This is a genomic window from Parasphingorhabdus sp. (genome assembly GCF_039968395.1).
Classification (GTDB): Bacteria; Pseudomonadota; Alphaproteobacteria; order Sphingomonadales; family Sphingomonadaceae; genus Parasphingorhabdus.
Genome location: NZ_JBDVPV010000005.1, coordinates 783,801 through 799,148 on the forward strand (window position 1 = coordinate 783,801; position 15,348 = coordinate 799,148).

At 51.7% G+C, this 15,348-nt stretch carries 10 protein-coding genes and 1 tRNA gene; 1 reads left to right on the forward strand and 10 read right to left on the reverse strand.

Annotation, left to right across the window (positions count from 1 at the left end; translation table 11 throughout):
- Positions 1–31: 31 nt before the first annotated feature.
- From ABJI30_RS14515 to ABJI30_RS14545, 7 genes are all read right to left on the reverse strand, one after another.
- Positions 32–247, reverse strand: coding sequence for a hypothetical protein (locus ABJI30_RS14515; RefSeq protein ID WP_348017399.1), 216 nt, complete (start codon positions 245–247; stop codon positions 32–34).
- Entirely contained in the window at positions 244–1,245 is a 1,002-nt protein-coding gene (locus ABJI30_RS14520; protein ID WP_348017400.1) for a zincin-like metallopeptidase domain-containing protein, read from the reverse strand. The genes ABJI30_RS14515 and ABJI30_RS14520 overlap by 4 nt, the downstream gene beginning before the upstream one ends.
- 689 nt (positions 1,246–1,934) lie before the next feature.
- Positions 1,935–3,881 carry a hypothetical protein gene (locus ABJI30_RS14525; protein ID WP_348017401.1) on the reverse strand — a complete coding sequence of 649 codons (1,947 nt, stop codon included), beginning with the start codon at positions 3,879–3,881 and terminating at the stop codon, positions 1,935–1,937.
- Positions 3,878–6,268: a sensor histidine kinase gene (locus tag ABJI30_RS14530; protein ID WP_348017402.1), complete on the reverse strand. Its 2,391-nt coding sequence runs from the start codon at positions 6,266–6,268 to the stop codon at positions 3,878–3,880. The genes ABJI30_RS14525 and ABJI30_RS14530 overlap by 4 nt, the downstream gene beginning before the upstream one ends.
- Positions 6,269–6,307: 39 nt before the next feature.
- Positions 6,308–7,141 (reverse strand): phosphoadenosine phosphosulfate reductase family protein, encoded by an 834-nt coding sequence (locus tag ABJI30_RS14535; protein ID WP_348017403.1) that lies wholly within the window; start codon positions 7,139–7,141, stop codon positions 6,308–6,310.
- Complete coding sequence (locus ABJI30_RS14540; RefSeq protein WP_348017404.1) at positions 7,138–10,431, reverse strand: hypothetical protein; 3,294 nt, start codon at positions 10,429–10,431, stop codon at positions 7,138–7,140. The genes ABJI30_RS14535 and ABJI30_RS14540 overlap by 4 nt, the downstream gene beginning before the upstream one ends.
- Complete coding sequence (locus ABJI30_RS14545; RefSeq protein WP_348017405.1) at positions 10,428–11,366, reverse strand: DUF4007 family protein; 939 nt, start codon at positions 11,364–11,366, stop codon at positions 10,428–10,430. Before ABJI30_RS14545 ends, ABJI30_RS14540 begins: the two co-directional genes overlap by 4 nt.
- 79 nt (positions 11,367–11,445) lie before the next feature.
- On the opposite strand from ABJI30_RS14545, the gene ABJI30_RS14550 reads away from it, so the two are divergent.
- Positions 11,446–12,588: a cysteine desulfurase family protein gene (locus tag ABJI30_RS14550; protein WP_348017406.1), complete on the forward strand. Its 1,143-nt coding sequence runs from the start codon at positions 11,446–11,448 to the stop codon at positions 12,586–12,588.
- Between the two features lie 232 nt (positions 12,589–12,820).
- Here ABJI30_RS14550 and ABJI30_RS14555 read toward each other — a convergent pair.
- The 3 genes from ABJI30_RS14555 to ABJI30_RS14565 all read right to left on the reverse strand — a co-directional run bounded on the left by ABJI30_RS14555 (position 12,821) and on the right by ABJI30_RS14565 (position 15,260).
- Positions 12,821–12,905: transfer RNA gene (locus tag ABJI30_RS14555), tRNA-Leu, on the reverse strand.
- A 61-nt stretch (positions 12,906–12,966) separates the two neighbouring features.
- Positions 12,967–14,229 (reverse strand): site-specific integrase, encoded by a 1,263-nt coding sequence (locus tag ABJI30_RS14560; RefSeq protein ID WP_348017407.1) that lies wholly within the window; start codon positions 14,227–14,229, stop codon positions 12,967–12,969.
- A 251-nt stretch (positions 14,230–14,480) separates the two neighbouring features.
- Positions 14,481–15,260 carry an A24 family peptidase gene (locus ABJI30_RS14565; protein ID WP_348017408.1) on the reverse strand — a complete coding sequence of 260 codons (780 nt, stop codon included), beginning with the start codon at positions 15,258–15,260 and terminating at the stop codon, positions 14,481–14,483.
- Positions 15,261–15,348 lie beyond the last annotated feature (88 nt).

Here is a 15,348-nt window from a genome sequence, read left to right on the forward strand (position 1 = left end):
GGAAGGGGGCAAAGTTCGCAAAAAAGCCATTTCAGAACATCTCGATCTGGTTGCGGCTATTGGTGTCAAACAAGCCGTGATCGGCCGGGCGCTGGGCCTTTTTGGGTTCCATCGGAGCGTTGGCGCGAATCGCCAGCCTTTGCGCTGGCGTGATGGGCGCAACACCCGACACCAAGGTCTGAACGCCAATAGCCGTGACCTCGGCATCAAGCTGCGGGATGCTATTATCTGGCGCTGCCCTGCTCATGCCACGCACTCCGAGCGCAGCGGCACCTGATCGGTAAACGCCAACAGATAATCCGCAGCCTTGCTGGCCTGACTGGCCGCTTTGAAAATGGCGCGATTATCCTGCCGCAAGACGGCAAGCCAAGAACCAAGATAATCGGCATGGCGGACGGTGGGCACGATACCGAGCGCTGCGCAGAGAAAAGCCGAGGCCAGTTCGGCGCAAAGTTCCTCCCGCGCATAATGCGCGGTCCCGAAACTGCCCGACTGATCGCGGCCAAGACGGGACTTGTGGCCCGTCCAGTGGCCAAGTTCATGCAGGGCCGTGCGGTAATAGTCGATCTGGTGAGTGAAAGCGGGTTGCGGGGGAACCTGCACATAATCCGCGCCGACATTGTAAAAAGCCTTGGTTCCGCCTGTCCGAAAATCCGCCCCTGTCGCTGCAATCAAACCCTCGGCCTGCTCGTGCAACTCGCGTTCGGGCAAGGGCGCGGGTTCGGCGGTCAGCTTCTCCGGCAAGCCATCGCACTGCGCCGCATTGAACACGGTAAAGCGTTTGAGGAAGGGAATGGAACGCGGCTTGTCGCCCTCCCCTTGCTCCTGCCCATCATCATCGGGCGTAAAGCGGTTAGCGTAAAAAACCGTCCGGCCCTTCTCGCCTTTGCGGACGCATCCGCCAGCGGCCAAGGCTTGCCGGAATGTCAGCCAATCCTGCGAGGGATAGCCGCCGTCTATCACGGCTCCCCAAAGAATGAGTATATTGATGCCAGAATAATGCCGCCCCGAAATCGCATTGCACGGCAAGCCAGTTACGGCGTTGCCAGCATTCCAAGGTTGCACCCAAGGAAACACGCCTTCCTCAAGCTGGGCGACAATCTTCGCCGTTATCTCGTCATAAAGCGACACCTTCGGCGCGGCCCTGCCGCTCCGACGCGATTTACGCGCCGTGCGCGAAGCGCGCTTTGCCCTTGCTGTCCTGCCCTTGCCGCTATCACTTACTGTAGAATTTTCATGCAACATAACCGCCTCCATCACCCCAAAACTGCCGCACCCGGCCCCGGAGAGGCGGGGTGGGCGGCAAGAGCGACCAGAAAGGCCCGCATCAAGCGGTCAGGCGCATCTGTAAGACTGAAACGAAGTGGAAGACCCTGCCCCGCAGGGTTGCGCTTGAGCGCGGCGGGCCTAGCCGGGAGCGCCGTCCACACCGTCTCTCTGGTGCCGGAAAACAACGCCGGCGCACCCGCGCCGTCCGTATAAATCGCTCATCATCGCGATAATCCGCCGCGCAGCGGCCCAACAAAGACGGCACCCTTGCACGGCGCGACGCCGCCCGGTGGTGTGCGCGCGCAAAGTACGCCAGCGCCCACCGAGCAAGGAGAGAGGCAAGAGTGCCAGCGGGTCAGAACAAAAAGCCGCACCCTCAAGGAGCGCAGCGGGAAAGAGTGCGTCCTTAAAAAACCCCGCTCATTATCCGGGGCGTTGCGGGGTGTCCCCGCAGAAGGGGTAGACGGAGACAGCGCAGCGGCTCCGGCTCAGGGGAAGGCTTTCCCCCCATCGCCTATCAAAATGAAACGAGTTTACCTGTTTAGCATTCTCAAAAATCACAAACCGCTTGAGAATTTGGGAGATCGTTTGCAATTAGCATTGGGCGGCCTTCGCTTTCGAGCAAGCTACGAACCGGTTCCAGAACAATTTTCTGCTATTATTCCCTAACTGCTATCTTCGATTTGGAGTTTGAATATGAGACCGGCCTCCCGCAGCTTGTTACCCAGAGCCTCCGCAAACTCTTCACTCTCCACTATTGTACCGATCTTATCAGTCTTCGGCTTTCGACCGTCTGTGTCGGGCTGCTCTTCTCCGGGCTTGAGCAAACCGGCAGCGCGGCTTACATTTAGCGGCAAGTCAATCCCTTGTAACCCAGATCTGAATAGCTGCCGCGATCTGTTTTGCTCCTTCAGTCGCTGAAACATAGGTCTGCTCTTTGGCGCTATGGTCGTCAGATCCAGGTCAAGTAGCAATGCGGTCAGTTCAGCTTCGCAGTTGGAGTCTATGACCAATGTAGCGAAGCTACCGCTTCTTGGAATTAGCACATTCCCTGTAACAGCTACACCAGCAGGCATAACAATTTGTTCTGTTTCGCCATCGACGAGTGGAACGTGAAGATCAGCTTGAAATTTCAAAGACCGAGGCAGTGGAGCAAGCTCTCCCACCCGCCCAACGTTGCTAAGCAATTGTTGCCGTAGCGCAAGCGCAGAGCCTTCCCGGAGCCTTCCAATTACAGCTAGATCGCCGCTATCGACTTCAAGCAGTCGCTTCGCTTGCGCGAGATTGATGGTCCGCAGATTGCCAAAGTCCCAATCGACCTGAAATCGTTCGTCACCATCTAGTTTTATCACTGGCGTTGTCTTGGCCGTTACCGCGAGTCCCGGCTTGGTCATGTCGATCTGTTTCAATGTGCCCACCACGAGCAATGCTGTTGTCAGTCCATCTTTCCTAATGAGATCGCATTCTGGAGACGCGACGAAAAAGACTAGATCGGTTCGACCCGTCAAGAAGCCGCGCGGTTTGATTGCTGCACCTGGCCGCGAACCGAGAATATCACCGAATGTAATCGGCCACACAGCACCAGTCGCATGTGATCGACGGTTTGGGTTGACGAAAAGAGTTCGCTCGATCACGGCGTAGGTGTCGCGATCATTCGAAATCATCAAAGGCGCTGGATCCTCGGCCATTTCGTCGAGCCGGATGGCGGCTTCCAACACTTCACTATGGGCTTCTATCTCGTGCTGCAACACGCGATCAAAGACGTCGAGCACATAACTCGATGTATTAACCCCCTCGAACCGCAGCAACATGCTACGAATGTGCTGCAGGTCATCAATATCTATTTTCCTTAAAAACCCGGAAGCCTCGCGAACGGCTTCAACAGCTTTCGTTTCCCAAGTATCTACAAAGGTTGCCAGCGCCTGGCTATCCGACCGTTGCGATGCAAGGGTAAGAATCAATCCTTCCATTCTTCCTGGCTTTGAAAGATCTGGCTTTCGCAAGTGACGGAAAGCAGAGGCATGGAGCTTCACATCTTTACGGAAGTCTTTCGCAAGCTGCTCTATGGTCGGAACCTGCGACATCAGCACAATCGAAGGAAGAGGGCGATCTCCCCTTCGCGCGATCGCTTCCCTAAGTCGATCAACAGTGAGTTCTCTATCCTCGGCACCCTGCTGAATACCAAGGAACAGGTCGATGATGATTAGTTCTGCATCGACAGCGGCTGCAACAAAATCGCGGCCACAGGTCTGGAATGGCACACCCAATGTCGTGAGGGCAGCTTCAGCAGCATCCAAAAATGGTCGATTGTCTTGAGCCTTTTGCTCATACACATCAAACAACCCACTAAGCAGATCACGAATCTGTTCACGTCCGTTCCACAAAGCATCGACAAATGCCTGTGTAGACTTCAATATTTCTCGATCATCGGAGTCGAAGTCGGGAAACAGGGCAACAATTCTATCCCCGGCTGCTCCTTGCGCATCATCGAACAGACTATCCCACGCGTCTTCGCCGAGAAGCTCGGCCACTTGAGGCACTTCATCATAGCCATCATCGACGACAATGGCAGAGCTGATACCCGACTCGAGTACTGAAACCTGATCGCTCAAGAATCGTCACCCACAACCAGGTAGTCAAAAGTTGTGAACCTTCTTTCGTCGTTCGTTACATCCGTATCCAACGTCAAAGAACCGCCTTTGTGCTCAGCTGCTTCTTTAGCAATGAACAGGCCGAGTCCACGCCGACGGTTTTTATCTTTGAGTGAGAAAAACAGGTCGAAAATGCGATCCTTGTATTGCTTAGGGATACCGGGCCCATTGTCTGAAAACCGTATCCTTGGAGGATCACTTTCTACCAGTATGGTCAGTTCGGGCGCAAAAATCATTTTGCGATCTTTCTCGATCGCCATCCAATAAAGTGAGTTGGAAATCAGATTTTCCAGAACTTGTACAACCATACCTTTAACCGCCAAGATTTTGACCGGGCGTTCGGGACAATGCAGTTGCACCGCTACTTTATGTCGAGTGAACTGTGCTTCATGAGCATCCACCAAATCAGTCACAAGTTCATTTAAATCGAAGCGTTCAGAGCGCTGCCTTCCGGTTACGCTAAGCGGATCCAAAATTCGAAGACGCTTGCTGATGCTAGTCATGGATGCTCGCAAACTTTCAAGGCGACGCCGAACATCCTCAGGAACCGTTTTACGTTTGAGATTATTTAAAACATCCAAAGCATCTTCTGCTGAACGTGTGAGTTCATGAGCTACTACCTCAACCATGAGGCCGATACCTGCCATTGCTAGCATCTGATCAGCGTCTTTTTCCATATCTGCAACGCGATCGCGCGCTCTAGACGCGTATCGCGCAAACTCTTCACGCATTAACTCGAGTTCTTCAACTGCATCACGGTGCTCTTTCGGGACCACTTTGCCGATTGAACGGATCGCCGATTTCATCCTTTTTTCAAGGGCTATCGTTTGGGTCTCATCGGATACGAATATCTCTTTCGCACCCTTCTGTTCAGCCGTGATACGATTCATTTCATCTCGGAGACGTTCTACGGCAAATTCAACGGTTTCCTTCAAAATCGCTTCTTCTGGCGTTTGTCGCAAACCCTCTCGATTGGTCTGATCAACCAATTTAGGATTCTTCAGTCGGCCTATTTCCACTTGACCAACCAGCTGTAGACGATTGAGAGCATAACCTTTCGATTGAAGTGCAGTCTTATCGAGCTCGAGCCAATCGTTATCCTCTGAGCCATAAGGATAAACCCGAAAGTTATCACGATAGAGCCGCACGCCCTTCCATTGATCCAGCAAATTGCGGAGCGCGTCATATTCTCCTGTCGACTTACCCTTCCGCAAAATTGATCGATTGAACCAATGCAGTTCGAAATCAAAAGGTCCAATCCGTTTAAGCGCAGAATAATCTAAGTCCCTCTTATTCATGCGTCGACGCTTCGCTTTAAGCCCAACCAAAGCACCATGTAAGACATCAGAAGTCGCAGTTTCTATGCTAATTTCTTTGGGATGATCAAAACCGAGGTTAACCAGTTCAATCCTCAGCTCCAGTTCCGGATTTCCATCCTTTACACGGTAGCTGCCCCGTATCAGCGCATTTGCATGGGACAGAAAACTCTTTTCCAGTCGCCGAAAATGCACACGCTTCTTATTCCAAAAAACAGCAATGGGCTGTTTTGACTTTTTTGCGAGTGGGTTGGCGAGCAACGAGAAATCATCGATTGCCAAGCGATCAACACGCTTCTCGCTCCAATCCGCGTTCAGCTTTTGGATTCTGATATCTGTTCCGCTGTAATCCCCTTTGGATTTTTTTTTGCCTTTCCGAGGCTCAATCTTGATATCTTCAATCATTTTCGATGCATCGTCAAAATCGGCCCAATCGATATCGATGCGGTTGTAATGACTTTCGTCTTCTGTAGCGGTCCTTACCGAAAGTTTCTCGCCTAGCCTCATCGCAGAGAGGCGGCCAATGCCCTTTTCGCCCAAATAAGGCGTATCATTGTCCCCGCGTTCTATCGCAGAATCGATGTCTTTTTTTCTTGATCCAGTTCCAATGACAAGAAAGACATCGCTAAGCTGTTCCAAAGACATGCCAGACCCGGTGTCCGAGATTGTAATTGAATTTAGGGCGTCAATATCTTCAAGCGCGTCGAGAAGCTCTTCATAATCGTCAGCATCGGCGATGAGGCCATCTGCCTCTTCCCATAGCTTGTTAGCTTCCGTATTTAATTTGCCAATTAGCAAATCTTTGATGTCATCAAGAGTTGGCTCTTCGTCTTCGTCTGCCAAAACACCCTGAAGAAGAGATTTCGTTTCCTGATAATCGCGGCGCGCAAGGACAATATCGAACTTAATTTTAACTCCATCTTGCGTGCGCGCATCGATGCCATTCTTAACAAGTTCATAAAAAGCGATGGGATCGGAGCTGATTAATTCCGACCCTAATTCCAATATTGTACGAGCGGTCACTTTAAACATGTACAATCCTTAGAACGAATTTCTTTATATTTCACGCAATTACTTATGGCAGGTAAGACAGGCTTTCGCAGCACCGCCATAAACATCATCCAGGTCCAGCATAGCATCGGGTCTCAATGGGTTAGCCTGAAGCCGCTTGCGGGCCCGTTGAAGACGCTTCTCATGCTCAATTTTGATCTGCTCCTGGCGTTCGGGCTGCTCAAGTTCGACAAGAGACTCTCCATGGCTCCATGTGAAGGGCGAACCATGCTCAAGTGCTGTCTTCTCATACTGCTTTGCCTCTTCAAACGCCTCAGGGTGCCGTTCTTGGAGTCTTACCCATTCGATCTTCTGCTGGAAAAAGCAGAAGGTGCAACCGCTCCGCGTTCGCCAATCATAATAGTCAGGCAGCCCCAATCCAGAGCCTTCTAGTATCTCAATAACACCGGCCTTATCAATGCTTGCTTCCTTGAATGGCAGCCTCACTAAAAGCTTGTCTTTGTTCGACTGGTAGCCTTCGCGATATTCTTCGTCGCTGCGGATGGCGACATAGGAAATTACTGTTTCACCTGCTTCAAGAAAATCCCTTACCCAAGTTTCGAATGGCCGAAGCTTTAGCTGACGTGTACACCATCTTGATTGCGCTGATGGCAAATAGCTTTTGTAACTCTTCAACCAAAAATCAAAATCTCGATCCGGATTCAGTCGACTGATCGGCTTCCCCAAATACCCTTCTAACTGTGTGAGGTACTTGTAGACTTCCGGCAACTCCTTTCCGGTGTCCGTAAAAAAATATTGAATATCAATGTCCGGGTGACGTTGCCGCATAAAGATAGCCAAAGCAGCACTATCGCGGCCCCCTGAAAGCCCAAGAACATGGCGTGTTTGGCTCATGCTTTTTCTCCTACGCGTTGCGGTGCGCCGGTCGTCAAGTATCGTGATGTTACTTCAATTAAAGCTGCCAATATGATTTCGCGCTTTTTTTGATCAGCCTGATCAAGGGCGCGGCCAAGCGTGGCGGCGAGATGTTCAACATCATGCTGATCGACATCAGAAACCTCAAATTCTTGGAAAAGTGACCGTGGCATATCCTCTTTGCCTAAGACCACCGCCAAAGCGTGACGGCGATCCTTACGTCCTTTCACTCGGGCCATAGACTCCATCTTCAAAAACGTAGTCGCGAGTTCCACAACGCCAACGGCCGCCCGCTCGCGATCACCGTCATTCCAATCACGGGGCAGCTTGTTCACGGCCACACCGGCCAATCCTTCCATATCTTCTCGAGTACCGTAAAATTGGGTCAGCCTTCCTACGAACGCCTCAAGCCGCAAATCTCCGCCGATCTGGCGGATATTATCTGCTCGATTGCGCAGATCCTTAAACGCCGCCTCACTTTGGCTTCTTACGTCAAGTTCACGCAACATAAGATTCTGAAGTTCATCCAACACTTTGGGATACGATGCCCGCATCTCTCCGAGAGCATCTCTGAGCAAGATAGCCGTGGCATCGGGATCAAAACTGCCATCGGGCAGCGGCTCTGTGAGGCCCGGCAGGTCATCAAACAGCAATTTGTTTGGGTCACTGGCGCGTTTGAGTATCTCACGAACTTGCAGTGTTTGCGGCGACAAAGACTGGGTTTTCACTGTCCAAGGGACCAGTGAATCAAATTCGCCTATGATATTGCGGGCGACAGCCAAAGGTTCAACTGCTCCTTTCACTTCCAATAGGCCGCCCAAAACTTCGAGCGTGTCTCCAATAAAACCTTCCATTTCAACACGTCGCAACCCAATTTCGCGGGCGTCGCGAGCCAAAAACTCTACACAAAGTTCATTGAAATTACTCTGAAATACGCCTTGCCCATAAACTGCAACCCGTTCCCGGCGCGAAAGCAGGTAAGCGGCAATAAAAATTGGGCCAAGACCCGCTTTCAATCCAATAGGGCTTTCACCCCAAATGCGAATGATCTCGGATGCAGTAACGATGCCTTTGTCAGAGGCTGCCAAGGCTTTATCCGCTTCCCGCCAAATTGGATAAAGTGTTTCGGATTTGCCGGGTGCCCTGAATTCACCGTCAACGTAGACACCCGCCTCATACAAAAGGGAAATATATAGTCCACGCTCAGCCGGATAGTTTTTGCCATCAAATCCCAAGCCTGGATCGCCAACCCTCATTGCCATTCGCTTCATGAGCTTGGTGCGAGCACTAACTGCATTTGAAGATGGTTCCGAGCAGTTAAGCAGCTCATTGGAAATCAGGGGAGCATCGCTGAATAGCGAATCGGCGAGCGCTGAGAGGCGTTCATTTAGCATACGCTTGGTGAACCGCTGCGGAGTATTGTCCGCCTCAAACCAAAGGCATTCGCCAATGAGCCCATTTAACCCATCCTCGAGCTTCTGACGCACTTCTGCCACCCGGGCATCAATTTCGCGGCGAGCAACTGGATCCGCTCGTAATTCCGGGAACCTTCCCTCAAGGCTACTGAGGCCAGAGAGTTCTCGCGCGAGTTCAAGCAAGGAACCGGCATCGGGATGGTGACCAATGATCAAGGGGAAGGAAGTGCACACCTTGACTGCGCGCTTATACACCGCCTGTATTTCGTCGGCCCCTTCCCCTTCGGTCGGTAATGCAAAAACGATACGGCCAATAACATCTTGCGTGTGTTTCGGAGGCGATAAAGCTTCTAGTTCGCAGATTGGTTCGATCGACATTTCAAACCAACGCATCGCCCCCGTGGCTTCATGGTGGCGCTTCGCAAGCATTGGCTGAAGTTCAGCCAACTTGCGGACTAAGCTAAGGTCTATCACTTGGGTTTCGCTTAGAACTTCCGCCAACCTTGCTTCAACATCAAAATCCGAACCTGCATAGAGGACAAAAATCCCGGCATGTTTTCGGAAAACAATTTCAGACTGTTGCTCGAGCCGTTCCAGCGCGGTTTCAATTTTCGAGACCTCAAGCTCATGAAGAGCTACGGTGATTGTTTTCAGATCCGCCGCTAAGCCAGACCGGTCTTTAAGAAGCTCGAGAACTGCAATCGTCTTCAACACCAACAATTCAATGTCACTGGCGCCGCGAGCAGAGCATCTTTCGAGCACATCATGCCCCATCGCCCATCGGCGCGCATCCGGAGACGAGAGAATCGCGGATTCAAAATTAGCTTGCAGATAGTTCCAAAGAAGGTGCGGAGGATAGAATCCATCCATAGCCTCTTTGGTTAGTGCGTCCTGAAGACCAAATGGTTCCGCCGAATTCAGAAACGAAAAAACACTGCGTTGGTTTTGACCAAAACGCCTCCGAGACAAAGGGCCTATCAGACATGCCGTCAGAGGGTGCAGCGGTGCGGTGCGCGCCAGCTTACCTGCCATGCGTTTAGCTTCTGTCTTCTTACGCGCTGGGCGCAATTGGGAGACGCAGTCTTCAGAAAGAGGAATGGCTTTACGTACGGCTCGTTGGTGACCAAGCGCTTCACCTATGAGTTCGATTGTCTCTTCAAGAGAGACCGAAATCGAAATGTCGACGAAGCGGCCCTGAATTTTAGCCCATGAATCGCGAACCTTGCGCCCTAGTCGTTCTGCATATTCCTCAAACGATTGATGCAAAATACCCAGGAAAATGAATTTCCCTTGGCTACGTGCCGCCAGCTCAGCGATGTCCTGCAGAAGATGGGCATCGCCATCACCGTCCGCCGCTGCTTCCAAACCCCGGCCAAGTTCGTCCATGACAAGCAGCAATCCGCGATCACTTGTGCGATCCGAAAGATCGGCGAGAATAGCAGAAGATGAAGAATCTTCCGGCAGATCGAGCAGCGCCGCTAACTGAGCCGATATCGAACGCCGCTCTGTAACCAGCGGCAAAACATCCCACCTTGCGGGGAAATAAGGCAAAGCACTTTTCAATGCCTCGACAACCGGCCCGCCAAACAATGATGCAGCTTGCTCCCTGACTGCCTTCGGTGCACCAAATAGACATGCCAGTGCAAGAGCAAGGCTTGATTTTCCTCCCCCATAGGGACCGGTCCATGTGAAAGCACCTTGCTCAGTATCCGCCATATGGCTGGCCATAAATGTTGCGGCGGCTTGGAATGAGGCGGGGCAATGGAACCCATCTATCGCAGTCAACGATGCAAAATCGGAATCGATGCGAACTGAACGTCGAAATCTTGGCATAATGGTGATGGGGTCAGTCATGCCGCCGTCCTCCGCCCATCAATCAAGAGAGCTTCAAGAAGGTCGCCTCTGCGCTGTCTTACAGACGGCCTTTTGTTGCGAATAATTTGCCGCAAACCGGCAGTTTCAGACCATATCAGCGCTCCGCTTGAGAGGTCTTCAAGCCGCTCTAGTCGTTCGACAACATCATCTTCGCTTAACAAAAATACCCGGCCCGGGGATCCAGGAGCATAAGCGGCATTCTCAAAGGACATGGTGTTTTGTCCAGATGCAAAATTGTCCCAGAACTCATTGAAACAAAACAGAAAAACAGCATCAGGTAGATTTGACTTACGTCCACGCGACAAGCGTGAGCGCTGCTTGTCCATGGGTCTGACTAGACCAAGCTCGGCAAGTATCGATTCTCCAGCTTCACTTGAACCACGCCCTCCGATATAAGTTCTGAGGAGACACTGCAGATCTCTATCGACAGTTGTCGATGCAACTCTGCTCCACCCTGATTCCTCTGATAGCTTTAGCAAGGCAGACACAATATCCTGCCGGACGAAGCTCCCTCCCCGAAATTCGTTGAAGAGCCAGTAGACGGAAGTCAGCTTCGCCCTTCCGGCTAAGTGCCAATGAAGAAGCCATAAAGATGCATCTTCTTCGAGATAGAGATCTGTGCCGCCTACACCAAACAGCATGTGGCCAAACCAAGTTGGTTGGAGCCCCCCATTTACATCTTCAACAATGCCCGCTGCGGTCGCCCAATACCGTATTGCGCTCACCATATTTCTACCCACGCCGAAACGGGCGATAGAATCCGGATCCCGAAACATATGCATAGCTTCTTTTGCCGAGGCCGCGGAGCCAACCGCTCTATAAGCCTTTTGCAACCATCCGTAACGTAGAGGGAACGTTTCATGCCCTGAGAAACACGGACGATAGTTATTTTCTCTCAATTCATTTGCGCTCACTTGTCCTCCTGGGCATATCATCCAGTACGTAGGTGGGTTTCTAGTGGAAACTGGATCGTACGTCCAGTATTGAACTACTATGCAAGTTGGCGATTCTATCTATCTCGATTATCAGGCCTCGACGCCTATTGATGAACGTGTCCTGCAAACAATCTATGCGGCATCTTCGACTCTTTTTGCAAACCCGCACGCCGCCGATCATGCGCTTGGATGGCGCGCAGCAGATGCCATCGAATCGGCAGCCAAGAAAGTGGCAAATCTCTTTGAACTTCAAGGAGATGACGTAATTTTCACCTCATGCGCGAGTGAAGCGAATGCGATGGTCGTTCGCACAGCAGAAGCGATGGCATTGCGCTCTTCTCGTACAGATATTCTAATTGGTGCGGCAGATCACAGCTCTATTCAAAAAGAAGCTGAACGAGGTAGCCTTTCCCTGCGCCATATACCACTTGATGAGCGCGGCGCACCCGATCCTTATCAACTTAAGGCCATTATAAACGATGCTACGGCTTTGGTATCAGTCATAGGAGTGAACAATGAAAACGGTGCCATAGCGGATCTCGAGACCATTTCGAATATCTGTGAGTCAAGCAATGTTCCGCTTCATGTCGATCTAGCGCAGGCCCCAGTAGCTTTGGATGTTGACCTGCTTGAGCTCAACATCGCCTTCGCAACAATCTCCGCGCACAAGCTTTATGGGCCGAAAGGAGTAGGAGCTTTATTAGCTGCTCCAGGCATGTATCAACACATAGAGCCTGTCATATTTGGTGCGGGCCAGCAAAATGGCTTGCGTGGTGGCACCCTGCCAACAGAACTCATTATCGGCTTTGGTGAGGCTTGTCAGATCGTGATGGATACCGGAACAGAAGAGCGCATAACAATTGCCAAAATCCGCAATCATTTTGTCAAGACGCTCGAAGAAAAGCAGATTGCCCATTTAGTCGGCACACTCGAAAATCGACACCCCGGGAATGCTCTTATGCAGTTTCCAGGTCAAGACGCATCAGACCTTCTAGCTCGATTACAACCCCAAATTGCTGCTTCAACTCAGTCAGCGTGCGCTTCAGGCTCAATCGAACCATCCCATGTTCTGCGAGCCATGGGGTATGATCGCCAGTTTGCCTCAGAGTGTATTCGGTTCAGCTTCGGTAGGTTTTCGAACCACGCACAAGCAAATAAAGCGATCAGCAGCCTGATTGCTGCATTGAGCAAACAGGCTTGAGCGCTATGCGAATTTATCGCACTTATTCTTGAAATAGTTGGGCATCTCTCGGAGAGTTTAAGCAGATAGCAGCGATGGCCAAATCCCGTCCGGGATTTCCAAGGCCAACATGACAATACCGTTCGATTGTCATTTCGCGAAAGCGGAGCGTGGGACGTGCGTCCCCATGCGATCCGCTAATGCAGGCTCCTGCCCACCGTGCGGTGGGCTTATCGGAGCCTGCTAATTTAGATGGTGCGGGCGGTGGGAATCGAACCCACACTCCTTGCGGAACGGGATTTTGAATCCCGCGCGTCTACCAATTCCACCACGCCCGCGTTGTGAGAGGCATATAACGCCGCCGTCGTGAGACGCAACGAAAAATATTAAGAACGCAAATTATGCCTTTGGCTTCATAGACTTCTTTGAGGCAGCAACTGCCTTAGGCCGAGCTTTGCGAACATTGACTGCCGAAGCATCGATGTTGTTCTTCAAATGCCGTCCATAATATTTCTCAATCATTTCGACGCTGGTGCGGCAGTTTTTGGCGACCTGATAAATATCTGCTCCTTCGAGCAGTCGAAGGCAGATGTAGGTATGCCGCAAACTGTAACAGGTGCGGACATGCCCATCACGGTCGAATTTCATATTGAGCTCGTCCAGCACGGTATTCATCAGTTCGCGGGGCGTCTTCCCGAATATCGGGTCTGTCGGTTTGAGCTCCTTGCGATCGCGGACGCGCTCGAAGGGCAGAATTGCGCCGGGCATCGATTTGCAGAAACCGACACCCCGTTTTCCGCGCACCTCGATCTCCAGTATGCGCTCGCCGGTCGATTCATCATCGACGATCTTAACGTCGCGCAGCTGAATCCGTGCCGACTCATCGGGGCGAAGCCCCGTGTTTCCCATGAACAGAACATAGTCGTGAAAAGTCTCACAGACTTCGCGCCAGCGCGGCTTGGGAGGATTCTTGGCCCGTTCGCGTGTAGCTTCGTAAAGTAATCTATATTCCTCGGGCGAAAACCAAGCGCGATGCTCCAGCTTGCCCGATGTCTTATATGGCGCAGACATATCCGGGATTGCGGAAATCCAGCCCTTACGATTGGCGGTTTTCAATACCTGACGGAGCGTGACAATCTCGCCGTGTAAGGTCGCGCGGGCCGGTTTCTTCGGCTTGCCGGTTTTAGCGTCGAGGCGGGATGTCTGGCGGTGAACGCGATAGTCCTGCACCTTGCCCGCGTTAATGTCTTCAAGCGCTGTGTCGCCAAAGAATGGCAAAAGGTGAACGCGAACATGGATAGACTTTGATTCTACATACCCCTCATTGCGTTCGCCTTGGGTAATAACCTCGAACTCATCGAGAAAAGCTTTGGTGGCATCCTCGAAAGTAGGACCCTTTGACTTTTGGCGTAATCGACCATCGGCCACTGGTATAGGTTCGGGGATGTGTGGCTGGACAGGATTGGCCAACAAGGGAAGTCCGCCGCGTCTGCGTTGGCGATCCTCTACGCATTTTTCCATATACCAGTCGCGCGCGAAATCCTTGGCCGCAGCGAGGCTCATCTCTTTAGTTGTCTGCCGGTGATTGCGACTGCCCAGATAGGTTGAGCATTGCCAGAAGCGACTATTCTCACGTCGATAAACGTGAAGCGCGCCATCCATCAGAGCGTAGCTTTCAGCTGTCATAACGAAACTCCAAAATGTGTAAGACATGTGTAAGTCTTTTTGGAAGTCTCGTCCTTGCTCAAACCGTTGGTATTAAAGGGTTTTTGGCTAATTTTTTAAGGTAGAACTCAATTTTGAGTGCAGCGCGTCTACCAATTCCACCACAGGGGCCAAATCGCATCGCCGCAGACTGGCGATTGCAAAATCGACGCTCTTTTAGCGAAGACTAATCTGCCATGCAATGGCTTTTACCAGACCAGACCCTGAATAACCCTCTCCACGGGCATGGCGTTGCCCAAAACCCATATCGGAAAAGCAGCAATCGCAAGGTAACTCCCGAACGGAAGTGCCGTGTCCGCCAGCACTTTCCTCTGCCGCATAAGCAAAAGTGTGGCAGCGACAATTCCGACAAGGCTGGCCATCAACACCACCAGGGGCAGAACCATCCAGCCAAGCCAGCAACCGATACCGGCAAGCAGTTTTGCGTCACCTGCACCCAGGCCATCTCTTTTCCGGATATATTTGTAAGTAACAGCAATCACGAACAGAGAGCCAAAACCCGCGACCCCTCCGATTATCCGGTCTCCAAAATCCGGGACATCAAGGGCCAATGCCGCCAGAACACCGGAAATGATCAGCATGTATGTCAGCTTGTCGGGGAGCCAATGATGTTTGACGTCCAGGACAGCCAACAGGAGCAATTGCCATCCAAATATTGCACCAACCACACCAGTCAGGCTCGGCGCTACAAATAAAGCGACCCCGCCAATGACAGCGGCGGCCAGTTCAATCGCCGGATGTTCGGGATTAATCGGGCTTTCACATTCCCTGCATTTGCCCGACTGAAAAACATAGCTGAGCAAGGGAATTAGTTCGAAATACCGTAACTCGCGATCACAAATATCACAGTGGGATCTCCCGTTTACAACGGAGATGCCTTGCGGCCATCGCACCGAAATTGTCGCCATAAAGCTGCCGATGATCAAACCGGCCACGATACCGGCAAGTGGAAATGCGAATGGTGGCAAGTCTGACTCCGATCATGTGAAACACATTCCGATTGGCACGACGGAGCGTGATGTTCAATGCAATGATTGAAATGGCTCTCCATGGAGC